At 74.5% G+C, this 23,025-nt stretch carries 14 protein-coding genes; 4 read left to right on the top strand and 10 right to left on the bottom strand.

Annotation, left to right across the window (positions count from 1 at the left end):
• Positions 1-51: 51 nt before the first annotated feature.
• From WMF36_RS45020 to WMF36_RS44985, 8 genes are all read right to left on the bottom strand, one after another.
• Positions 52-1,650, bottom strand: a complete 1,599-nt coding sequence (locus tag WMF36_RS45020) for a hypothetical protein (protein ID WP_437577024.1) — start codon at positions 1,648-1,650, stop codon at positions 52-54.
• Positions 1,626-4,616 carry a hypothetical protein gene (locus WMF36_RS45015; protein WP_437577023.1) on the bottom strand — a complete coding sequence of 997 codons (2,991 nt, stop codon included), beginning with the start codon at positions 4,614-4,616 and terminating at the stop codon, positions 1,626-1,628. Before WMF36_RS45015 ends, WMF36_RS45020 begins: the two co-directional genes overlap by 25 nt.
• 118 nt (positions 4,617-4,734) lie before the next feature.
• Positions 4,735-5,166, bottom strand: coding sequence for a hypothetical protein (locus WMF36_RS45010; RefSeq protein ID WP_437577022.1), 432 nt, complete (start codon positions 5,164-5,166; stop codon positions 4,735-4,737).
• Between the two features lie 282 nt (positions 5,167-5,448).
• Complete coding sequence (locus WMF36_RS45005; RefSeq protein ID WP_437577021.1) at positions 5,449-6,825, bottom strand: SIR2 family protein; 1,377 nt, start codon at positions 6,823-6,825, stop codon at positions 5,449-5,451.
• 82 nt (positions 6,826-6,907) lie between these two features.
• On the bottom strand, positions 6,908-8,032 hold the full coding sequence (locus WMF36_RS45000) for a hypothetical protein (RefSeq protein WP_437577020.1): 1,125 nt from the start codon (positions 8,030-8,032) through the stop codon (positions 6,908-6,910).
• Between the two features lie 204 nt (positions 8,033-8,236).
• On the bottom strand, positions 8,237-10,363 hold the full coding sequence (locus WMF36_RS44995; RefSeq protein WP_437577019.1) for a biotin carboxylase N-terminal domain-containing protein: 2,127 nt from the start codon (positions 10,361-10,363) through the stop codon (positions 8,237-8,239).
• A gap of 212 nt (positions 10,364-10,575) precedes the next feature.
• Entirely contained in the window at positions 10,576-11,886 is a 1,311-nt protein-coding gene (locus WMF36_RS44990) for a FecR domain-containing protein (RefSeq protein WP_437577018.1), read from the bottom strand.
• Positions 11,883-12,671 (bottom strand): RNA polymerase sigma factor, encoded by a 789-nt coding sequence (locus WMF36_RS44985; protein ID WP_437577017.1) that lies wholly within the window; start codon positions 12,669-12,671, stop codon positions 11,883-11,885. Before WMF36_RS44985 ends, WMF36_RS44990 begins: the two co-directional genes overlap by 4 nt.
• 299 nt (positions 12,672-12,970) lie before the next feature.
• On the opposite strand from WMF36_RS44985, the gene WMF36_RS44980 reads away from it, so the two are divergent.
• Both WMF36_RS44980 and WMF36_RS44975 read left to right on the top strand, forming a co-directional pair.
• Positions 12,971-13,198, top strand: coding sequence for a hypothetical protein (locus tag WMF36_RS44980; RefSeq protein ID WP_437577016.1), 228 nt, complete (start codon positions 12,971-12,973; stop codon positions 13,196-13,198).
• Positions 13,199-13,551: 353 nt separating this feature from the next.
• Complete coding sequence (locus WMF36_RS44975; protein ID WP_437577015.1) at positions 13,552-14,631, top strand: hypothetical protein; 1,080 nt, start codon at positions 13,552-13,554, stop codon at positions 14,629-14,631.
• 75 nt (positions 14,632-14,706) lie between these two features.
• On the opposite strand, the gene WMF36_RS44970 is transcribed toward WMF36_RS44975, so the two are convergent.
• A complete protein-coding gene (locus WMF36_RS44970; RefSeq protein ID WP_437577014.1) occupies positions 14,707-15,861 on the bottom strand; it encodes a ferritin-like domain-containing protein in 1,155 nt (384 codons plus the stop codon).
• A 224-nt stretch (positions 15,862-16,085) separates the two neighbouring features.
• A complete protein-coding gene (locus tag WMF36_RS44965) occupies positions 16,086-17,561 on the bottom strand; it encodes a serine/threonine-protein kinase (RefSeq protein WP_437577013.1) in 1,476 nt (491 codons plus the stop codon).
• Between the two features lie 172 nt (positions 17,562-17,733).
• Here WMF36_RS44965 and WMF36_RS44960 point away from each other — a divergent pair, with 172 nt between their 5' ends.
• Positions 17,734-18,585: a hypothetical protein gene (locus tag WMF36_RS44960; protein ID WP_437577012.1), complete on the top strand. Its 852-nt coding sequence runs from the start codon at positions 17,734-17,736 to the stop codon at positions 18,583-18,585.
• 7 nt (positions 18,586-18,592) lie between these two features.
• The gene (locus WMF36_RS44955) at positions 18,593-22,876 is read left to right on the top strand and encodes a serine/threonine-protein kinase (RefSeq protein WP_437577011.1); all 4,284 of its coding nucleotides are present in this window, start codon (positions 18,593-18,595) and stop codon (positions 22,874-22,876) included.
• Positions 22,877-23,025: the final 149 nt, after the last annotated feature.

Genomic DNA, 23,025 nt, shown 5'->3' with positions numbered 1-23,025 from the left:
GCCAGGCCGAAGCCGCCGCGGAGCGCGCACGGCCCACCGCGCCGCCCGCCCCTACTTGCTGCACCCCAGCCGGCACACCATGGCCGCCGTGTAGGCGCACCCGTGGTCGCCCCATATCGACGAGCTCGGCCCCGTGCACCGGAACGCGCACCCGCGCCCGTCCGCGGTCGCCTCCGCCGTCAGCCGGTAGCCCTCCGCGTTGCAGCTGCCGGTCGACGACAGGCAGCTCGACAGCTGCGGCTCGCACTGCTCCACCACGTAGCCGGCCGGGCACGTCCAGTCGGCGCTCGCCCGCCCGTAGTCCGGCGACCGCCCCGTCTCGGTCGCGAGCGGCTCGTGCTTCGAGAAGGTCGGCATCCCCGTCGTGACCTGCAGCGGCACCACGACCGCCCGCTCGCGCGGCACCACCGGGGAGGCCGCGTCCTTCGGCTGCACCACGAACGTGTCCCGCCGCGTCTGCCGCTCGCAGCCGGCCGTCGCGCCCTCCGGCGTCCACGAGAACGTGAGCTCCGCGCTCCCGTGCGCAGGCACCTCGACCGTGCGCTCGCCGTGCGTCACCCGGACGTCGACCTGCGCCCGGTTCGTGATGAGCGCCTGCGCCGTCCCGGTGGCGCCGTACGGCACCACGCCGAGGTCGACCGGCAGCGGCGCGATCTCCGGCTCGGCGAGCGAGAAGCGGCACACGTCCGCCACCGGGTAGATCGCGTACGCCAGCGGCACCGCCTTCTTCACCTCGATCCGCAGCGCGCCGAACGCCTGCCCACCGCCCTTGGCGCCGCCCGGTCCGCCCGCCACCGGCGCGCCCTCGACGCCCTCGATGGCCAGCTCGCCGACCGAGGTCATCGTCACGCGGCGGTCCCCCGCCTCGATCCGGGCCTTGAACAGGCCGATCGCCGTGCCGTGCGCCTCGCCGGCCGTCACGTCCGTCTCGTAGGCGACCATCGCGCCGCGCTTCACGGCCCCGATGAAATGCGTCGCGCGACCGCAGGCGCAGCCGCCGCCCGGCGCCGGAACGACGCTCTCGGTCGGGTCGAAGAACTGCGGATCCTCGTCCGCGACAAGCGCCATCGCGACCAGCCGCAGCCGGCGCTTGTCGAGCGTGCCTCCGGCGCTGAAGTACGCCGGCAGATCGACGTCGGCGCCCACGAGGACCGAATCGACCGCGATGCCGACATAGCGGAAGTCGATCGCGCGCTCGCCCTGCCCAGGCGCGGGCCCGCCCTGCGCCGCCGCGGATGCCGTCGCGCCCGTCACCGCCGTCGCTCCCGCGATCGGCGTCGCTCCCGTCGCCGCCTTCGGCTGGGCGCAGGCGAGGCCGACCGGCGAGAACACGCCCGCCGCGCTCCGCGACAGCCCGCGGCCCGGCACCATCGCGCTCGACGTGTCGAGCAGGTAGTCGTGCCGCACGTCGCTGAACGCCCGCGCGGCCGCGAGCAGCGCCCCGGCCTGCGAGCAGCCGCTCCCCTTGCAGGCCGGCAAGACGCCCGCGCCTGCCGGCCGGCCCGACGGCGCGACCGGCACCTCCGGCGGCCCCGGGCAGCCGAGCGCCGAGGCGAGCACCCCCAGGAGGAGCGCGCCCGCGCGCGCAGGTGCAGCGCGCCGACGACGAGCGCGACCCGCGCCGCTCACGGCCACGCGATCGTCATCCACCGGACGCGCCCCGAGCCGCTCACCGCGTCGTCCGCAAAGAACAGCGACCCGCCGGAGCGCCCCGCGAACACCGGCGACACGTCCTGCGACGCGCTGCCCGTCAGCCACGCCAGCTGCTTCAGCGCGGGCGCCGCCGCCTCGCCGGGCGCCAGCGAGAAGGCGCTCAGCACCACCGAGTCTCCAGGCGCCGACGCGAGGACGCCGCGGCAGGCCTTGTCGCACGCGAGCGCGATCGACGACACCGGGGTGCCGTCCGGGCCGGCCACCGCCACCGGCGGGCCCTGCACCGCGCCGCCGTTGTCGAGCCCCACGAGCCACGCGCGCCCGCCCGAGCCGCCGGCCGCCGCGCCCCCGCGGGCCGCCGAGCCCCCTCCGGCCGCCGCGTCCTCCCCGGCCGGCTCGTCGACCCAGCCGACGAGGACCCCGCCCTCGTGCGGCGCGAGCACCGGGCTGCGCGAGTGCTCGGGCGACGCGTGGAGGCGCGACTCGTCGCCGATCCGCTGCAGCGTCTTCGCGTCGAGCCGCGCGAAGAACACGTCGCCGGCGGCCTCGCCGCCCGCGCCGGCCGCGCCGCCGCCCGCGGCCGCGTCGCCGGCCGGCCGCGCGTCCGACCACACGAGCCACGCCTCCTGGCCGCGCACCGCGATCTGCACCTCGGCCGCGTCGAGCGGCGCGTTCGTGATGCGCCGGTCCGGCACCGTCCTGTTCAGCGCGCGGTCCACCCGCGCCGCGTACACCTCGGCGTTGCCGTCGCGCGTGTCGACCCACGCGACGATGAAGCCGCCCGCGCCGTCGTAGGCGATCGCCACGTCGGACGCCTCGCTCGCGGCGCCGCCCTGCTTCTTCCGCGGCGCCGTGGTGAGCTTCTTCTGCGCGAGCTTCGCGCCCGTCGCGTCGACCCGGGTCACGTAGACCTGCGTCTCGCCCCGCTCGCGCGCGACCCACGCGATCACGCTCTCGCCCGGAGACGCGCCGCCCTTGCCCTTCGGATCGGCCGGGGGCGGCGGCGCCGTCGCGATCGCGACGCCGCCGAGCGACGACGCCTTCTGCGTGAGGACGTTCAGCTTGCCGAGGCCGCCCGGCGACGCGGCGCGCACCGCCAGCGTCGCCGAGAGGTCCTGCCCGCGCGGCGCCGCGTCCGACGCCCCCTCCACGAAGTACGTGACCCACGCCACGAGCGCCGCGCCGCCGTCGAGCTCGGCGGCCGCCACCCTGGCGAGGTGGTCGCCCTCGGCGAGCGCGCGCACCGCGGTCGCGCGCGGCGGCGGCGCCTTGTCCTCCCGGAACGCGGGCGCGCGCCACGCGCTCTCGCGCACCGGCAGCGACACAAGCGCGAGCGGCGCCCGCGCGCCCGCCGCGCTCGACGCCTTGCCCGCGCCGCCCTGCTGCGGGCCGGCCCCGGCCGCCGCGCTCGCCAGCGTCACGCACGCGCCCTTGTGGCAGCTCAGCCCGCGCACGAGGTACGGCACGCCGTCGGTCGCCGCGAACGGCGCGGCGCGCACCGGCTCCGCCGCCCGCACCGAGAGGTCCGGGCCGAAGCGCACGAACGTCGGCCAGACCGGCGGCGCGGCCGCCGGGTCGCGGGGCGCCTTGAGCCTCGCGGGCGCGAGCGTCACCGCCGCGAAGCCGTCGCCGTCCGCCGCGAGGTCGGGCGGCCCGCTCGCGCTGAAGACGAGCGCCGCCCGCTCCGCGCCGAGCGCGCCGTCGGGACCGACCGACGCGAGGTGGATGAGACGCCCCGCCCCGCCGGGCTCCGCGCCGCCGTCGCGCTCGCCGTCGCGCGGGCGCAGCAGGTCCTCCCATGCGAGCAGCGCCCGGCCGCCCCCGGCGGAGGGCGCGACAAGCGACACAAGCGCCTGCTCGCCGGACGGCGGCGTCGCCTGCCGCGGCGCCACGACCACCTTGCCGCCCGGCTCGACCGCCGCGAGGTACACGGCGCCGTCGATGTCCCGCTCGTCGGTCCACGTGAGCAGGTAACGCCCGCCCACGGCGGCGATCTCGAGATCGATCTGCGCGGTCGGCTCGGGGCTGACGGCCACCGGCGCCGAGACCTTGCCGGTCGCGTCGATCTCCAGAAGCGCGATGGATCCGAGCTTCTCGGTGTCGGCGGCGTCCTCCGCTTCCGCCTTGCGCGCGGGCTTGCCCTGGGCCCTCGGCGGCGGCGCGGCCGGCGGGAGCACCAGGGCGACCGCCGCGCCGCGCTCGGTGGCGACCGCGTGCCACCCCAGCACATCGCGCGCGACCGACGCGGGCGCCGTCGGCTTGATCGCGGCGCCCTTGTCCTGCGCCACGACCGTCATGACCACGTCGACGCGGTCGACGTCGCCCTGGTCCACGTCGCCCTGGGCCTCGCGCGGCATCTCCCACAGCACGAGCGCCCCCTTCGCGTTCGGGAGCACGTCGAGCCACGTGATCTCCTCGGCCGTCTGCGCGACCGGGCTCGCCGGGGCGACCGGCTTGCCGGCCGGGTCGAGCGCGAGCACGCGCACCGCGCGGCTCCCCCCGATCTGCTCGATCCACGCGGCGATGTAGCCCTGCGGCCCGGCGCGGAGCGCGGCGACCGGCACGTCGGCGGCGACCGGCCCGGCGTCGACGAGGTCCCCGCGCGGCGCCCCGTCCGCGCCGATGACACGGGTCCTCAACCGGCCTCCCGCCGCGTAGAGCAGGAGCGCCTCGTCGCCTCGCCGGGCGAAGTAGGGCGCCGCGTCCTCGCCCTCGAGCTCCGCGACCACCTGGGCCGGCAGGAGCGGCGGCCCCTCCGGCGCCTTCGGCTGTCCGGGCGGCGTCTTCACGACGCGCGCCGGGCGCGCTGCGGGGGCCTGCGCTGCGCCGGAGCACCCGAGCAGCAGCGCGAGCGCGGCGCCGAGCAGCGCCGGAGCGCGGCACCGGAGCGCGGCGCCGGTCAGCCGGCCTGCGTCGCGCTGCGGGCCGCGTCGAACCGAGGGGAGAGCACTGCGGACGAGCATGGCGGCGACCATGCCAGAAGCGAAGAGCCCCCGCTACAGGGCGCCACCCGCGGGCGGGGCGCACGCCCCGGTCGCACGCCCGCGCTGCGCTGGACGTCGCACGCCCGCGCTGCGTCACTCAGAAGGCGAGCAGGCGCCCGAGCAGCGACCTGTACCTGCGCAGGGCGAGCCGGAGCTCCTCCGTCGACACCTCCGGTCGCCCGGGCTCGCCGTCGAGCAGGCGTTGCAGCGCGCTGCGCTCCTCCCGGAAGCTCTGCACGACCCGCTGGATCACCTCGGTCACGAGCGCGTCGGCCTGCTCGACCGCCAGCCGCGGCGCCTCGATGAAGCCCGCCTGGATCGCGCTCCAGCGCTCGGACAGCTCGCGCGCCTCGTCCGGCGTGAGCGCGGGCGCGCGCTCCGGCCAGGGCTCTCCGGTCGGACCGCCCCGCGCCGTGTAGGCCGCCGGCTGCCGGCCCGACTCCGGCGGGAGCTCCTCTTCGGCGATCCGTGCCTCGGGCTGGCTGCTCTCGCGCGCCGTCACCATCCGCTCTCTGTGCAATGGGCTCACGATGGCCACCTCTCCGCTCGTTCGCGTTGTCCGCCCAGCGGGCCAAGCAAGCCGCATGCGCGCCTCGATGTGCATTCGCGCCCGCTGCCGGCCGCAGCGCGGCAAGGCCAGAGGCTCAGAAGAGCCCGAGAAAAGCGCGAGAGATCTCCGGGCTAACGAGGCCGCCCGACCCCCATCGCTCGGGCGCCGGCCGCGGCAATCCCTCACGAGCCGGGGAGGCGGAAGAGTGAGGAATACGCGCGCTGCGCGGCGGAGCCGCCGCCCCGGCGAGGGCGCCCGAGCTCACCTGAGCGAGGCGCGCAGCTTCGTCACGACCGCGCGGATCTCCCGCACCACCTGGAGGAGCGCCTCGTCCTCGTCGGACCACTTGGTCACGGGCTTCCCGTCCCGCGGCACCGCCTGGAGCTCGGCGAAGCGCGTCGTCTCCCAGTCGCAGGGGCGGAGCAGGATCGGCACGACCGCGGCCTGCCCCGCGGCGCGCCGCTCCATGGCGCGCGTCACCTGCGCGTCGCCCTGCTCGGACGCGAGGAAGCTGGCGCTCACGAGGAGCAGGACGAGATCGGCCGCCTCGAGCTGCTCGCCGATCGCGCGCTCCAGGTCCTCGCCCGCGCCGATCTTCCCGCTGTGCCACGGCGCGATCAGCCCCTCGCGCTTGAGCGGGCTCAGGTGCGCCTCGAGGCGCGCGAGGAGCTCCTCGTCGCGCGACGCGTAGGAGAAGAAGACGCGCACCGGCCGCGCCGCGGCCGGGAGCGCGTTCGCCGGCGGAGCCGCGGTCGGGCGCGCGCTCACCGCCGGGTGCGGCGCCGGCGTCGCGACGCGCGGCGCCGGGGGGGGCGGCGGCGGCGGCGCGGCGGTCGGCTCCAGGCCGAGGAGGACCTGCGCGACCTCCGCGTGATCGCCGGCCTGGTTCTCGTAGAGGATGAGGCGGATGCCCGACTCCTCGAGCAGCCGGCGGCGGAACGGCGGCACGCCCTGCGGGAGCAGCGCGAAGTGCATGGGTGGCTGCCCGCCCGCGAGCGCGCGCACGCGGGCGAGCGTCTGGTCGATGTTGTCGTCGGCGAGGCCGAAGCCCACGAACAGGATGGAATGCGCGCGGTAGAGGGCGCCGAACGCGTCCTGGAGGAGGGGCGAGCCGAAGATCGCCCGGTCGTACTGGTCGCGCGAGAACACCCAGGTGTCCCACGCGCGCAGCGTGCCGTGCAGCTTCAGGATGAAGCGCCTGTCCATGACGACGTCGGCCGCCGGCCGGTCGATCACGCGCCACTCGCCCTGGAACGCGCGCTCGAGGAAGCGGTCGATGTTGGTGGTGAGCACCGCCTTGAGCTTCGGCTTGAGCGCGGCGATCGCCTGCGCCACCTCGGGCACGTCGCGGCCGGTGTCGTCGAGCTCCTTGTCGACCGTCCAGTTGAAGTCCTGCGGCCCGAGCGCGAGCTTCGCGGCGGAGAGCGCGTTGATGAGCTGGTTCGAGGCGATGTACTGCTGGATCTCGTCGATGACCGCGGGGTCGGCGCTCCGCTTCCGCGCGCGGTCGCGCAGCTTCTCGGCGAGCTGTTTCCAGGTGGGCATGCCCGCCGCGGCCGACACGCCCGCGCCCGCGAAGACGATCAGGTTCTCTGCCGCGTAGCGCTCGCGCAGCTGCTCCAGGATCTCGTCATCCATCAGCGAGCACGATACCGCGGATCCGCGCCCGCGGGCGGCGCCGCGCCTCGCCGCTCGCAGCGGCGGCGCCGCGCCCCGCTCCTCACCGCGGCGGCGAGGAGCGCCGCTCCGTGGCGAGGGAGAGGCCGACCCCCAGCCAGACCCCATCGACGGCGCCCGCCGTGCCGTCGGCGGCCTCGTACGGCGCCGGCCGGAGCACCACCCCGGGGTCCAGCGTGAGCCCGAGCCACACGGGGCCGCCCAGCCGGGTCTCCACGCCAAGCCCGAGGCCGGCGCGGGCGGACCACGTATCGTGCTCGCCCGCGATGCCGTCGACGGAAGCGGCGGCAGGCAGCCTGACCGAGGCGATCGACGCGGTGGCGCCGATCGACAGGCGCCACGAGGCGGCGAGCCAGAAGCGGTAATCGCCCGAGAGGCCGCCCTCGAGCCAGCGCAGCGTCTCGCCGCCGGACGGGGTGGCCAGCAGGCGGGCAAAGAGCGACTCGGTGAGCCGCAGGCGCCGCAGGCCGAGCGTCAGGCCGGCGCCGCCGAGCACCTGCGGCCCGCCCGTGACGACCGCCGCGTAGGGTCCGGCCGAGACGGACAGCGCGTCGAGATCGCGCGAGGCGAGCTCGACCTCATCCGGGGTGGGGCGCCGCGGCGACGGCGGCCGCCGCGGGGAGCGCGCCCGGCGCACCTCGGCGCGGATCATCTCGGAGGCGGCGATCGCGACGAGGCGCGCGGCCACGTCCGAGGTGAGGCCGGAGACGGCGATCTGCCGCCGCACGACCGCGCGGCCGTCGAGGCGCACCTGGATCTCGAGGCGGGCCGCGGTGGGCCGGTCGATCCACACGTTCGCCACGCGGTCGCCGAGCGGACCGACCGGCTCGGTGGCGAGCGCCGCGCCGTCCGGGAGCTCGATCTCGAGCAGGCGCCGCACGCGAAGGCTCGAGACCTCCTCCGCCGCGCCGCGCGACAGCGCGACGCGCACCTCGATGGGCGCCGTCGCGGCGGGCAGCGGCGGCGCGCTCGGCGCGGGGGCGCCGCCGCTGCCCGCCACGAGCGCCCGCGGCTCGGCCGCCGCGACGGGGGCGGCGGAGCCCAGCAGGAGGACGGCCGCGACGAGGGCGGGCGCGGATGGATCTCGGCGCCGGGCGCGCGTCGGGGGCAGGCGGCGGAGGCCCTCCCTCTGCAGCCGCGTCCACGCCGGAGATGATCCGCTGGGCATCCTCGCACCGGCCATCGGGGTACTTGGCCACATACCCCGTTGCCGTCGGAATTGCCTCTTTCTTGTCGCCCGTGACCCCCTCGCCAGGGCTGCGCTTGCCCGACGGCGCTCCCTCGAGCGAGAGCGACCGCGCGCCCCCGTAATATTTCGCTGTCAGCGCTCTCCTCACGAGCGCCACGCGCCGAGCGCGGCGATCTCCCCCGGCTACGCCTCTTCGCGGAACGCGGCCACGACCCAGTTCACGTGGCGGCCTCGACCATCGTTGCTCGAATGACGCTTGAACAGCGGCATCCTCAGGATGCGCACGTGATCCTGGAGGTTCGTCTTGAAGGGCGAGCCCGCGATCGGCGTCCCGTCGGATCGCACCTGCCGCCCCTCGATCTTCATCTTCTTCAGCACCTCGAGAGACGCGAGGCGCAGCAGCTCATAGGCCCTGTCCGGGTCCTTGCTGCTCACGGAGACAATGAGCTTGCCAAACGTGGGGTCCTTGTTGACCAGGACGTCTCCCGCCTCGAAGCCGCAGTCGAAGCGGATCTTCAGGTCGGTGAGGCCCTTGTCCTCGAGCGCCTCGCGGATCGGGCCGGCGTCGGGGAGCGCGATGCGATCGAAGACGCCGGCGTTGGGCAGGAACATCCCCTTCCCGCCGTCCCGGGAGTCCCTGAGAGCCGGATTCCAGCTCTCCGCGTTGATGCGGAACTCGCGGCTGCAGTGCGTCTGCACCACGTGCTGCTGCTCGAAGTCGATGGCCTGCCCGTCCGCGATGCGGATCTGCCACGCGACGAGGTTCACCGGGACGCGGCTCCGCTTCCGCTTGATGGCGTAGCTCTCCTCGCTGACGGGGTGCTCCACCTGGATACGCGTGTTCATCTCCAGGAAGTAGAACTTCCCGTCCTTGAACATCAGCTCCACGGTGCCCGCGCCCACGTAGCCCACGCGCTCTGCGATCTGCACGGCGAGCCCGCAGATCCGGTCTTCCAGGCCGGGATACCGCCGGAGCAGGGCCGGCGGCGCCTCTTCCTGGATCTTCTGGCTCGCGCGCTGCTCGCTGCAGTCGCGCATGCCGAAGTGCCGCGTGTTGCCGTAGCGATCCCGCAGCACCTGCACCTCCAGGTGGATCGTCTCCGGGATGTTCTGCTCGAACATCACGCCAGGCTGCCAGTTGTACGCCTTGATCTCGCCGAGGACCTTCTGGATGGCCTGGGGCACCTGCTCCGCGGTCGGGATGACCGCCTGCCCGCGCCCGCCGCCGCCGTTGGCGGCCTTCAGCCGCCCCGGGAAGGTGAAGCGCCCGGCCTCGTGCGCCTCCAGGATGATCCGCTGGATCTCGTCGGGATCATTGCTGTCGATGACGAGCCCGGGCGTCACCGCCGTCGCGTCGAAGTCCTGGGCCATCAGGCGGAATTTGCGCTTGTCGCCGGCGTTCTCCACGACGTCCTGCATCGGACCGATGAAGACGATGTTGTTCTGCCGGAAGTGCCGGATCGCCCCGGCGTTCTCCGCGAGCGGGCCGTATCCCGGGTAGAGGCCCGCGCGCGACAGCTCGTCCTGCCACCCGTCCTCGAAGCGCCGCTCGAACTCGGCCCTCACCTTGTCCGCGATCTGGGTGGTGTTCGCGTAGCTCTCGCGGAAGCTCCCCTCGAGGCCCACCGCGAACCCGCCGCCCTCCCGCGCGATCCGCACCTGCAGCGCGTTGTCGTCGTCCTTCAGGCTGTAGAGGACCACGGGGATCTTGCCGAGGGCGATCGCCTCGCGCGTGGCCCGCACGCCCATCTCCCCCTTGTCCGCCACGAGGACGTACCTGAGCTGGCCCGCGCTCACCGTCGTGGCGGGATAGCTGTCCAGCCGGTGCACCGCGGCGTAGAGGAGATCCAGCACCTGCGCGTCGTCCCGCAGGAGCTCGCCGGCCCGGGAGCGCAGGAGCTCCGCCGCCTGATCGCGGAGCGCGGGCACGTCCTGCTCCAGGATCAGGAACTTGAGGAAGCGCTCCTCCTCGAAGTCACGGCGCTTCAGCGCCCGGAGCAGCCCGCCCTCGAGGTACCGCGCGAACCCGTCCCGGTCCGCGGGCGTGATCGACGCGCGCGCCTCCCGGATCCGCGACAGGAGGCCCTCCGCCGCCGACAGGAGCTCCTGCACCCGCTCCTCGCCGAGCCGCTCCCTGCGCAGCGCCGCCTCCAGCGCGCGCTGCCAGCCGAAGTGCGCTCTCCACACCTCGCCGTTGGCGATCAGATACCGCAGCCCGAGGAGGCGGTGCGCGTCCTGGCCGCCGGCCAGCGTGCCCAGGTCGAGCAGCACGAACCCCGGGACGCCCATGGCCGTGGTGAACGCCTCCATCGAGGAGACATAGCCACCTCTCGGCAACACAAGCTTCCACGGCGGGAGGGCCTGAGCGTCGTTGCGAGCGGGTAGGGAGCTGGTGCGGACGGCGGTGGTCATCCTCAGCGGTTCTCCGGCTCGGCAAGCAAGCACAGAACCGCTGCGGGATGTCAAGGCTGTCCACCGGGCTCAGCAGGATGTGAATTGCGACGAGGCGGGGCGCGGACAGATCACGGCGCGGGGGCCGCGTCGGGGGCCGGCTGCGGCTGGGGCGGCGCGGCCTCCTCCCCCTCCTCGGCCTCCACCTCGCCCGAGACGATCCGCTGGACGTCCTCGCACCGGCCGTCCGGGTACGTGGCCACGTACTCCTTGGCCATCTGCGAGGCCTCGTCCTTGTGCCCGGCGGCGACCTCGGTGCGGATGCGCTTGCAGAACGAGTCCTCCGCGAGGTTGCCCTCGGGGGACAGCGAGCGCGCCTGCTCGAAATACTTCGCCGCCAGCGCCTGCTCGCCCATGCTGGCGTAGATGTCGCCGAGCTTGTAGGCCGCGATCGGCGCGTACGCGTCGGTCGGGAACCCCTCGACGACGCGCGCGAAGGCGCGCATCGCGGCGGCGCGGTCGCCGCCCTTCGCGCGCAGGAGATCGCTGAGGTCCATCAGCTCCCTCGCCGTCTTCGCGGAGGCGATGGCGCCGTCGATGCCGCCGCTCTGCTGCTTCAGGCTCTGCAGCGCCTCGGCGACGTTGCCCGCGTTGTACCGCGCGCGCCAGTCCGGCGCCGCAACCGCCGCGACCGCCGCGGCGGCCGGCGCGTCGACCGGCGGGGCGATGGGCGCCACCTCCGCGCTCGAGCGCGGCAGCGACGCGACGCGGGCTCGCCGGGGCTCCGGCGGCGCCACGACCACCGTGGGCGGCCGGATCGGCACGCCCTCCTCGGCGTCGCCGCGCCCGAGCTCCCGCGAGCCGGCCGGCGACGTGAGCTTGACCGAGCCGTCCGCGACGTTGACGTCGATGTCGTCGACGTTGTGCCTCACGCGCAGCACGCTGCCCGCCGCCGCGGCGAGCCGGGCCTCCCCGGCGACGATCGAGAGCGCCGCCGTGCGCGTCCCGCTCACGGTGTCGAGCCACGCCTCGCCCTGCACGAGCCGCAGCGTCAGCGCGCCGCCGTCCGCCTGCACGACCTCGACGGTGGTGCCCGCCGTGAGCGAGATCGTGCCGCCGCCCGGCAGCTGGAAGGTGCGCCCCCGCGAGCCCGCGGCGAACACGTCGACCTGCGACAGCGCGTCGTCGGCCGGCGCCACGGCGGTGAGCGCCGACGCCGCCTGCCCCTCGCTCCAGATCGCCTTGCCGAGCCACAGGCCGCCGGCGAACGCCGAGAACGTCGCCGCCGCGAGCAGCGCGGCCACGCCCGCGCGGCGGGGCGACGACGGCTCGCGCGCCGCCAGGTCGTGCTCGATGCGGCCCCAGACGCGCGCGATCCGCTCTTCGGTCGCGTGGTCACGCAGATCTGCCGGGGCAATCCGGGGTAGCGCTCGCCGGCTCATGATGACGCCTCGCTGTGGGTTGGATCCACAAAGTGACCGTCAAGGAAGTGTTGCGCCCGAGAAATCCGCCGCTTGACGGTGGCCAGCGAGCAGTCGGTCATCTGCGCGACCGTCTCGAGATCGTGCCCCTCCACCGAGCGGAGGATCCACGCGATCCGGTCGTCGGCCGGCAGCGTCTGGAGCAGGGCGTAGATCTGCGCGATCTGCGCGCGCGCGTGGGGAGAGGCGGCCGGGCTCGCGAGCGCGTCGAGATCGACCGGCTCGCTCGACTTGCCCATCCCGAGCACGCCGAGCAGCCGCGCGCGCCGCATCCGCGAGCGGACCTTGTGGACGACGATCGAGCCGAGCCAGGCGCGGAAGGCGGCGGGATCCACGAGGTCGCCGAGGCGCTCGAAGGCGCGGAGGAACGCGTCGTGCGCGATGTCCTCCACGTCGCGCGCCGAGCCCTCGATGCGCGTCGCGAGGTGGATGGCGAAGGGCGCGTGCCGCCGGTAGAGCTGCTCGAGCGCGTTCACGTCCCCCCGCGCGCCGAGCACCACGAGCTGCGCGTCCGGCAGCTCCGTAAGGCCTCCCCCCCGCTCCGCCGGCACGCCCGCGACGGCGCTCCGCCTGTCCCCGGCGTTCCCTCCGCGCGCGCTTCCGGGCTGGACATCGCTCCGGCCGCGCTCCTCCGGGGCGAAGGCGGACCCTGCCTCACCCACCTCCGCCTGAGCCTCCGCCACCGGGGCGACCGGGACGACCGGTTCGACAAGGCGCAGGCGCCCTCGCTGAGGTCTCAGAGCCATGGGTTCGTGTACCTGAAGAAGGAGCCGCTGGGGTGGGATCGAGACGCCGCGGCGGGAAGCGGGCCCTCGGCCCAGGCGGAGCCTCGCGTCCCGGGCTCCTGTCCGGAGCACAGTCAGGTGCGCCCCGAGCTTCCCACAGTTTTCTAGACGCCTGGTGGGGCCCGGGTGGCTCATCGAAAAAACTGTGAGCCGTTCTGTCGCCCCGCGGCGTCTGGGTGGGTGGCCGCCGGATTTGACGTGCGGCTCATACGTCTGCTGTTTGGGGGTGGCCTCGCCGCCCCCTATTTCGGAGGATTCCCATGAACAAGCTCGTTCTTGCGCTCGTCGCCGTCTCGGTCTCGTCTCTCGCCGTCGCCTGCGGCGGCAGCCCTGCGGCGCCGACCGACCCGTCGGCGGCGCCGACCGACCCGGCGGCGGCCCCCGCGGCCGACCCGGCGGCCCCCGCGGCCGACCCGGCGGCCCCCGCGGCTGACCCGGCGGCCCCCGCGGCCGACCCGGCGGCCCCCGCGGCCCCCCCGGCGCAGTGAGCCTCCTGCGCGGCGCGCCGCTTCCTGGGTGAAGCGCGCACCGCGGAGTGCTTTGGGCGGCGCCTCTCCGGAGGCGTCGCCCTCTTTCATTTTGTGCCTGCGGCTCCGTCCCGCCTCTCCGACCGGACGCCGAGGAGCGCGACGCCGATCCCGGCAGCTCGCCGCCCACCCCCGTCACCCCGGCCGCACGGCGAGGGCGGCGCGCCTGTGCTTTGACGCCTTCAGCCGACGCTCTCCATGTATGTTCCGTCCGCACGTCGTCTGTGGACGGCTCGGCGCGGCGCAGCCGCGGCCCGCGAGCCGCTTCCGCGCCTCCTTACAACCCGATCTCTCATGTCCCGGGAGCCGATCGTATGGGTACCACTAGCCGGCTGAGCTTCCTGCTGCGGTCCGGGCGGCATCGCCCTGGCTTCTTCTCCGCGCGCGCCCTCGCCTGGACCGCGCTCGTTGCCGCTGCGGTCGCCGGGCTCGGCGCGGGCTGCGGCCGCACCGAGACATGGGAAGATTTCGGCTCGTCCGGCGCCGATCCCTGGGCGTGCGGCAACGGCGTCTGCGACGGCGCGGAGGACTGCGGGAGCTGCGCCCCCGACTGCGGCAGCTGCCAGGGGTGCGGGGACGACGCCTGCGACAGCGCCGAGACATGCTCGAGCTGCCCGAGCGACTGCGGCGTCTGCGGGGCGTGCGGCGACGGCGCCTGCGCGGGCCCCGAGAACTGCGGTAACTGCGCCTCGGACTGCGGCCTCTGTCCGAGCTGCGGCGACGGCGCCTGCGACCTGGGGCCCGAGTCGTGCTCGAGCTGTCCGCTCGACTGCGGCGTCTGTCCGAGCTGCGGCGACGGCGCGTGCAGCGGCGCCGACACGTGCCTCACCTGCCCGGCCGACTGCGGCGTGTGCGCGGGCTGCGGCGACGGCTTCTGCGCGGCGTCGGAGGACTGCTCCTCGTGCGCCCCCGACTGCGGCGCCTGCGCCCCCTGCGGCAACGGGGTGTGCAACGCCGGGATCGAGAGCTGCTTCTCGTGCCCGGCGGACTGCGGCGCCTGCGCCTCCTGCGGCGACGGCGCCTGCTCGGGGACGGAGACGTGCGCGTCGTGCCAGCGCGACTGCGGCGTATGCTCGGTGTGCCCGAACGGCGTCTGCGAGAGCTTCGAGACGTGCAGCGTCTGTCCGGCGGACTGCGGCGCGTGCGAGGTCGCGGACTGCCAGGAGGTCATCGCCTGCGCCTCCCGGTGCATCGACACCGCGCAGTCGCCGCCGGCCTTCAGCCTGGCGTGCGTCTCGAGCTGCGTGTCGCGGGGCTGCGCCGACGTCCAGTTCTTCGTCGATCAGGTCATGACGTGCGCCCTCCCGTTGCTCCCCGTCTGCAACGGCGACTTCGACTGCATCCAGGAGCAGTGCGCCGTCGAGGTCGCGGCCTGCCTCGGCGCCACCTGCTGATCGCGCCCCGGAGGCCGGCGCCGGCGCGGGCGTCCGCCCTGCCCGCGCCGCCCCCGGACCTCGCTCGCCCCGGTCTCACGCGTCGTCGAGCACCTCCTTGGCCGTCAGCTCGCTGGCCGACCGCCCGTGCTCGTACTCGAGCAGCCCGATCGAGGCGTAGCGCGGCCGGATCCGCCCGGAGAGCAGGCCGATCCGCTTCAGGTTCGGGACGATCCGCTTGAACATCGTCCGGCGGAAGAACCCCATCAGGTCGCTGTCGAGCATGAGCTTATCCCACGCGGAGCGCGTCATGCGATGTGCGTAGAACTCGTCATAGAACTCGTGCGCCAGGAACCGGTTGCGGAGCAAGAGCGACAGCTCGAACGCCCAGTCCTCCCGCTCCCTGCGCGCCCGCTCGCCTATGCCCTCGCGGTAGAACCTGCTCAGCGCGAGGACTCCATAATGCACGTGGCGCGCCTCGTCGGTGATCACCGACCGCAGGACGTCCTTGAGGAGCGGCTCGCTCGTCACCTGGCGAATCGCGCCGAACGCGCCGAGCGCGAGGCCCTCGATCATGATCTGCATCCCCAGGAACTTCATGTCCCACCGCCCGTCGCTCATGATCGCGTCGATGACGACATACAGGTTGTCGTTGATCTCGTAGAGTTTCTCCAGCTTCTGCGTGAGGTAGGCGTGGAACACCTCGACGTGGCGCCCCTCGTCGGCGACCTGCGTGCTCCCGTAGAGCTTGGCGTCGAGCGAGGGCACGCACTCGGTGACCTGCGACGCCGCGAACAGGGCGCCCTGCTCGCCGTGCAGGAACTGGCTCAGCATCCAGGAGAGGAGGCCGTGGCGCTGCGTCGCCCGCTCCCGCGCGGAGAGCCTGCCCCAGCTCGGCAGCTTGGACGGCGGCATCCAGCTGTCGGGCAAGAGCGGCATTGCCGGATCGAACCAGTCGACGTCCCGAGACCAGTCGAGGTCGGTCGTCGCGTTCCACTGGGACGTCTTGGCCAGGTGGTAGAGCCTCGCCATGTCGGGGTCGTCCCGCCCGTAACTCCAGTTAAAGCTGGCCTCGTATCCAACCGAGATATCGGTCGAGCCCACGCCCTTGCCGCGGCGCTGGACGAAGCCGCGAAAGGCGGGCCCGAGGAGCGACGCGAGCACCCGGACGTTGCCGCTGCTCGATGCGTCGCGGAGGAGAGGGGCGGAATCGAGGAGGGTCTGGAGAGCTTGCTGGAGGCGCATGGACATGAAAGCTTTCCGGAACGGCGAGGCGCGGACCGGCGCCCACGGGCGGCCCTTATAATGGCATCTATCGTCCAGCGGCAATCGCCTCATGATCGTTTTTGCGTCGTCATATCGACTCCGGGAGCTCCCGAGTCCGCCAGGGGGTCCACGCCGGGCGCGCGCCCGTCGCTTCCCTGACACCGCACGTCGCGGGCAAGCCGCGCGGCGAGGACCACGCGCCCGCCGCCTCAGACCGCGGGGCTCCGCAGCGTCGGCGCCGGCGATGAGCACTGCGCCGAGAGCTCGCCGATGAGCGCGAGGCCGCCGGGCCCCGGGGAGAGATCGAGTCCGTCGACCCCGCGGACCGCCTCCTCCGTCGCGCAGAGCCCGTGCACCGGCTCGACCGGCGCCCACGCGCCGACCCGGGCCAGGTCGCCGCCGAGGATCTCCGGGTGGATCATCGAGCGCACCACGACCCGCCCGGCGTGCAGGCACAGGTTCGGGTGCACGAGCGTGTCCGGGCGGCTCCTCAGCCCGATCTCCTCGTGGAGCGCGGCGGCGATCTCGATCACCGCCGCGCGCTCCCGCAGCGCCTCCCCGGGGTCGCCGGAGAGCAGCCGCACGCCGAGGATCTCGCTGCCGGTCACGGACACCAGCGTGAGCCCGGCATCGCGCAGGCGCTCCTCCGCGATGTCGAGCACGAGGCCGAGCTCCTCGGCGAGCGTATCGTCGATGTCGTCGGCGTCGGTTCGCAGCCGGAGGTCGAGGTAGACCGCGATCGCGTCGGCCTCGATCTCCGGCATGCTGCTCCGCCCCGACGTCGGCTCGCCCACGGCCTCGCGGAGCGTGCAGAGGAAGCTCTTCACCGACGGGTAGCGGTGCTCCGGCTGCTTCTCCAGGCAGCGCAGCACGACCGCGTCGAGCGCGGGCGGCAACGGGGTGCGCCGGCTCGGGCGCGGCGCAGGCTCCTCCAGGTGCTGCCGGAGCAGCTCGGCCGCATCCGGCGAGTAGAACGGGAGCTTGCCCGTGAGGAGCCGGTGGAGCAGGACGCCGAGCGCATACACGTCGACGCGGGCGTCGAGGGGGCCGCCGAGGATCTGCTCGGGCGCCATGATCGTGAGTGTGCCGGGCGCCCTCCCCGCCGTGGTGAAGCCGCTCGGCCCCTCGTCGGGCTCCATCAGCTTCGCGATCCCGAAATCGAGGAGCTTGACCGCCCGCGGCGCGCCCCGCGAGACGAAGATGTTGCTGCCCTTCACGTCGCGATGAATGATGCCGGCGGCGTGCGCCGCGTCGAGCGCCGAACAGACCGGCTCGAGCAGGTCGAGCGCCTGTTCCGGCGAGAGCCTCCCCTCCTGCCGGAGGAGCACGTCGAGCGTCACCCCGTCGAGGTGCTCCATCACGTAGAACGGCCGGCCGTCCAGGAGCTCGCCGGCGTCATGAATCTCGACGATCCCAGGGTGGTTGAGCAGCCGCACCACCTCGATCTCGCGCAGGAAGCGCTTCACCATCTTCGGCGAGGCGGCGAGCGTCCCGTGCAGCACCTTCATCGCCACACGCGCGCCCGTCTGGAGATGTCTCGCCTCGTACACAGCTCCACATCCGCCCCGGGCGATGGGCGCCCCAACACTGTAATTGCCCGCGCGCGCGCCGCACGGCAGCTCGCCTCGGGAGAACGACCTCTCCTCTAGGGAGAATGCCCGCGTCTCGTTATCACGCGTTGCCATCGCATCCAATGTCATAACCCCCCCGATACGACTAAGGGCTCACCCGAGCGACGTTTTTACCAGCACGGGACGATCGTGTTGGCGCTACACGTCGCTTCACCTGGTGGTACAGTAAATCCATCGTTATCCCGACGGTAGCCTATTCCATCTGCTAGCAGAATGGGGGGAACAGATGAAGAGGCGAATTCACGCGCGGCACCTGCGCATGTTTCTGTTGGTCTCATTGCCGTGCTGCGGTGGCAGCGACGGATTTTCTGCGGAATCGGGGTCGGTCGAAGAAGTCTCAAGTGCGCTCCGGAATTACAACGCGCTCAACCCGAACGCCCTCAACCCGAACGCCCTCAACCCGAACGCGCTCGACCCGAGCACGCTCGCCCCGAACAGACTCGAGGGGAGCAGCCTGGCGGAGACCGCCTTCACCGCCATCACCGACCCAGGGGAGCTCGGCGCGATGTCCAGGCAGCTCCTTCAATACATTGTCAGCTGCGCGCTGACCCCATCGCAGTCGCTCAGCTTCTCGTGGCACGACGAGCTCGGCGAGCTGCATGAGGAGGCCTACTCGGGGCACCTCGGGCTCGCCCCGGGCTGGCGCGACGAGCCGCTGAGCGCCTCCCGGAGGCAGTGGATCTCGGCCTGCGTGGCGTCGCGCGCAAACCGGGCTGGCGTCTCGGTGATGATCTCGTCCCGCGGGCCACACGTGGCCCTCAGGTACCCGGACCGGAGCGAGGTCACGTCGTATCCCAGGGAGGAGGGCGCGTTCTGGGGCAACCTGTTCACGAGATCCCCCCGCTTCTATGCCTGCTACAACGAGTCGAACGCGGAGAGCTCTCGCGCCCTCGGCAGGGACTGCGCCGCGGGGCTCCTCAGAGCCGACGGCAACGTCCGGGAATGCCCGAACATTCACATCGTGGGCTCATGCGATCTCGCGTGCGGCGGGCTCAGCGCCGCCGGCGGCTATCGCCCGAGCTGCACCAGCCATGGAGGCGAGTCGTCGTCCGCGGTGATTACGACGTTCCTGCCCTGAGGCCCCCATGTTGCCCGATGCTCGTCGAGACGGACGCGTTGCCCGTGCCGGGGCGCTCGCCGCGCGGTGCAGGGACTGCGGCCGGCGGGTCGCGCACGCGGATCCCGGGTGTCCGCAGCACGGCCCGGTGGTGCGGCAGGCCGGCCCGGAGCCGGGCGCGCCGAGCGGCGCGGACGACTCCAGCGCCGGCTGGCTCCTCGAGGCGCCGCCGCCCAGCATCGCGGGCTACCGCGGCTTGCGGCTCGCCGGCGCGGGCGGGTTCGGGGCCGTGTTCGCGGCCGAGCCGGAGGACGGCGGTCCGACCGTGGCGATCAAGGTCGCGCGCGCCGACCGGCCCGACGCCGCCGTCCGCCTCGTCGAGGAGATGCGGGCCCTCCACGACATCGGCCCGCCCCACGTGCCCGTCGTCTATGCGTGCGGCCAGCTCCCCTCCGGGCTGCCGTACTTCGTCATGGAATACCTCGACGGCCCGACGCTCGCCGACCGCATGGTCGCGTCCGGCGTCGCCGGCCAGATGCCGGCGCGCGCGGCGTGCTCCCTCGTCCGCGCCGCGCTCCGGGCCCTCCAGGCGGTCCACGCGCGCGGCTACGTGCACCGCGACATCAAGCCGGAGAACCTCTTCATCCTGTCCGGCGCGCCGTCCACCGCGGCCGCCCGGGACGGCGGGCACCGCGCCACCATCATCGATCTCGGCCTCGCGGCGGTGCCGGGCGCGTCGCTCCACATCACCGCCGACAGCGACGCGCCCGGCACCGCCGAGTACATGGCGCCCGAGCAGTGCGACGGCCGCGGCGACGTCGACGCGCGCGCGGACCTGTATGCCCTCGGCGTCGTGCTGTTCGAGCTGCTCACCGGCAAGCCGCCGTTCTGGGGCCCCCCCGCCCTGGTGCGGCAGGACCACCTGGGCCGCCGCCCGCCGCGCCCCGCCTCGCTCGCGCCGATCTCGCGCTCGCTCGAGGAGATCGTGCTCCAGTGCCTCGTCAAGGACAGGAGCCAGCGCTTCGAGAGCGCCGCGGCGCTCGGCGCCGCCCTGGAGAGCTTCGAGCGCGATCAGGAGCGCCGCCCCTCGCGCCCCCGGCGCCTCACCACGGAGCCGCCGCCGCCGAGCGCACGCCGCGTCGAGCGGCGCGCCGTCGCGCTCCTCTTCTTCGAGGCCGAGCTCGACGTCGTGGCCCTCCAGCGGAGACTCAGCGCGCTCGGCGGCGAGCTCGCCCACGCCGCGGGCAGCCGCTTCGTCGCCGTCTTCGACCACGCGGACGGCGCGAGCCCGCTGCGCCGCGCCATGCACGCCGGCCGCGAGCTCGAGCAGCAGCGCGTCCTCACGCGCGGGCTGCTCGACGTCGCGTCCGTGTCCGTCCAGGCGCGGCCCGACGGCTCGCGGCGGTTCCTGAGCCCGCTCTTCCACCGTCACGATCGCTCCTCGCCGGGCGGTCCCCCGGGGCTCGCCCTGTCGCCGGCCGCCGTGGCGGCGCTCGGCGACAGCGGCTCGCAGCCCCCGGGCGACTCCCTCCCCCCGCCCGGGCCGACCTCCGTCCAGCCCGGGCCGTCCTCCGCCCGGCCCGACGCCGACACCGCGTTCGACACGAGCTCCCAGCCGCTCTTCGGCCGGAGCGAGGTCCTCGACGCGCTGGTCGCCGGCGCGCGCGACGCCGTGGAGAACGCGAGGCCCACCATCGCCAGCGTCATCGGCGTGGCCGGCCACGGCAAGAGCCGCCTCGCCGGCGCCCTCGTACAGCGGCTGCGCGAGCTCGACGTCCGCGCCGAGGTGATCGAGCTCCGGACCGGCGAGCCGGTCGCGGGCGGGGCCGACCGCGTCGTCCGGGAGATCCTCCAGCAGGCGCTCTCGCTGCCGTCGTCCCCCCCGGCGGACGGCGGCCGCGAGCTCCTCCGGCGCCGCCTCGGCGCCGCGCAGCAGGCGCGGCTCGGGGCCGCCGTCGCGCTCGCGCTCGGCTGGATCAGCGACGGCGCGGTCGCCGAGGGGCGCTACCCGGAGCTCCGCGCGCTCTCCGCGGCGCCCGGCGCGCTCCGCGCCGCGCTCACCGTGGCGGCCGGCGAGGCCCTCCGCCGGCGGTCGCGCCGGACGCCGCTCTTCGTGGTGCTCGACGACGCGCACGCGGCGGACGACGCGGCGCTCGCCGCGCTCGAGTACGCGGCGCTCGCCGAGGCGCAGACGCGCCTGTTCATCTGCGCGTTCGGGCGGCCCAGCTTCGAGAGCGCGCGCCCCGACTGGGGCGAGCGCGCCGCGCGCCGCGAGACCTACCGCCTCGAGGCGCTCGACCGCGACAGCGCGATCGCCCTCTGCCGGCGGCTGCTCCTGCCCGCGGAGGACGTGCCCGAGCCGGCGCTCGCGCACCTGGTCGAGCGCGCGCAGGGCGTCCCGCTCCTGCTCATCGAGCTCGTGCGCGGCCTCAAGCGCGAGGGCATCGTGCGCCGGCACCCGAGGGGCGACGCCTGGTACCTGGCCACGGACGAGCTCGATCGCCTCCCCGACATGCCGCTCCTCGACTGGCTCGCGCTCGGCGAGATCGACGCGCTCCCGCCCGCGCTCCAGGCGCACGCGCGCCTCATCGCGCTCCTCGGCCCCGACGTCGCCGTCGCCGAGGTGGCCGGCGTGCTCCAGCGGCTCGACGAGCACGGTGAGGCCGACGATCTCCCCCTCGACGCCGAGGTCGCCGTGAAGCGCCTGCTCACCGCGGGCCTGCTCGTCCAGGACCGGCGAGGCCGCATCGGCTTCCGCCATGCGATGGTCCGCGAGGCGGTGTCCCGCGGCGCGCCCGAGCCGCTCCGCCGGCGCGTCCACCTCGCGGCCTTCAAGCTCCACCGCGACGCCTCCGGGGACGAGGTGGGCGAGCGCGACGCGCCGCACCTCAAGGACGCGCGCCTCATCCCGTTCGCGTACCATGCGGCCCAGGCGGGCCTCGGCGAGATCGCCGAGGCCGCCTACCTCACCCTGGCCGAGCGCGCGCGCGCCCGGCACGCCTACCTCGACGCGGAGACGTTCTACAGCCGCGCGCTGGAGCAGCCGATCGAGCCGACGGCGCCGAGCGCGGGCGCGCGCGGGCCGGCGCACCCCGCGCACGGCGGCGCGCCGGCCCGCGCGCGCCCCGACCGCGCGGCCGCGCACCGGGGCCGCGGCCTCATGCGCTACCGCCTGGGCCGCTACCACGACGCGCTCGCCGACTTCGCCAGCGCGCGGACCATCGCGCGCGCGCGGGGCGACGTCCCGGCGCAGATCGACATCCTCCTCGACGAGGCCACGGCGCTCGACTGGATGGACGAGTTCAAGAGCTCCGAGGAGCGCGTCGAGGAGGCGGGCGCGCTCGCCGCCGGAATCGCGCTGTCGCCGGCGCTCGCCGCGCGCCTCGCGCTCGGCGTCGGGCGCTCGCTGCACCGCTTCAGCCGCGAGGAGCAGGCGGCCGCCGCGCTCGAGCGGGCGGCGGCCGCCTCCTCATGCCTCGGCGACGACGGCTACGAGACGCGGGTCATCTCGCTGCTCATGCTCGGCTTCGTCTTCCAGGGGCTCGGCCGGCTCGACGAGGCCGAGGAGGCGCTCGGCCAGGCGATCGCGCTCTGCGAGGCGCACCACGACACGCTGCACCTCGGCTCGGTGACGAACAACCGCGCGCTCCTCTGGGCGTGCCGCGGCGACAAGACCCGGATGATCGCCGACCTCGAGCGGGTGCTCTCGCTCGCGCGCGAGCTCGGCCAGAGCGGGCTGGAGCGGGTCGGCGAGTACAACCTCGGCGAGTACCTCTACCTCATGGACGACCTCGCGGCGGCGAAGCCGCACATCGAGCGCGCGCTCGAGATCGAGCAGCACCGGTTCTGCGGGACGTGCCGGCCGGTCGCCCTGCTCCTCGAGGCCCGCTTCCTCTTCTACTGCGGCGAGCAGGCCGAGGCCCGCGCGCTGTTCGAGCGGATGCGCGAGATGCAGGAGCAGGCGCGCGCGGAGGGCCGCGCCGACGCGCTGATGGGCCCCTCGGAGGAGGTGCTCTGCGCCATGATCGACCTGGCGACGCGGGACGGGAGCGACGCCGCGTGGGACGCCCTCGTGGACCGCTCGGCGCAGAGCTCCGTCGGCCAGGAGCACATCGAGGTGCTCGAGATCCGCGCGGTCACCGCGCTGCGCTGCGGCCGGCTCGCCGCCGCGCGCAGCGCGCTCGCCGCCGCGCTCCTGGCCGCGGAGCGCATCCCGAACGTGATGGCCGACCGGCTGCGCCGCCACGCCGCCGCCATCGCCGAGCGCGAAGCGGCAGAGGCCGCCTCGGATCGACCGACGCTGCCCGCGTGAGCGCACCTCGGCAGCCGACGGGGTGCATGCGCCCCCCCGCGCAGGGTCGTTCTCGGACGTCGTGACAGAAAGCTGACGCCGGCCGTCACACCGCCGCTCGCTACGTCAACGCCTGATCCTCTCTAAGGGGTTCGCTGTAGCGAGCGCCG

The organism is Sorangium sp. So ce887, from assembly GCF_051521455.1.
In the GTDB taxonomy this organism is placed as follows: Bacteria; Myxococcota_A; Polyangia; order Polyangiales; family Polyangiaceae; genus Sorangium.
The sequence above is the reverse complement of the archived record's forward strand: the minus strand, read 5'-3'. Positions and strand labels throughout refer to the sequence as shown.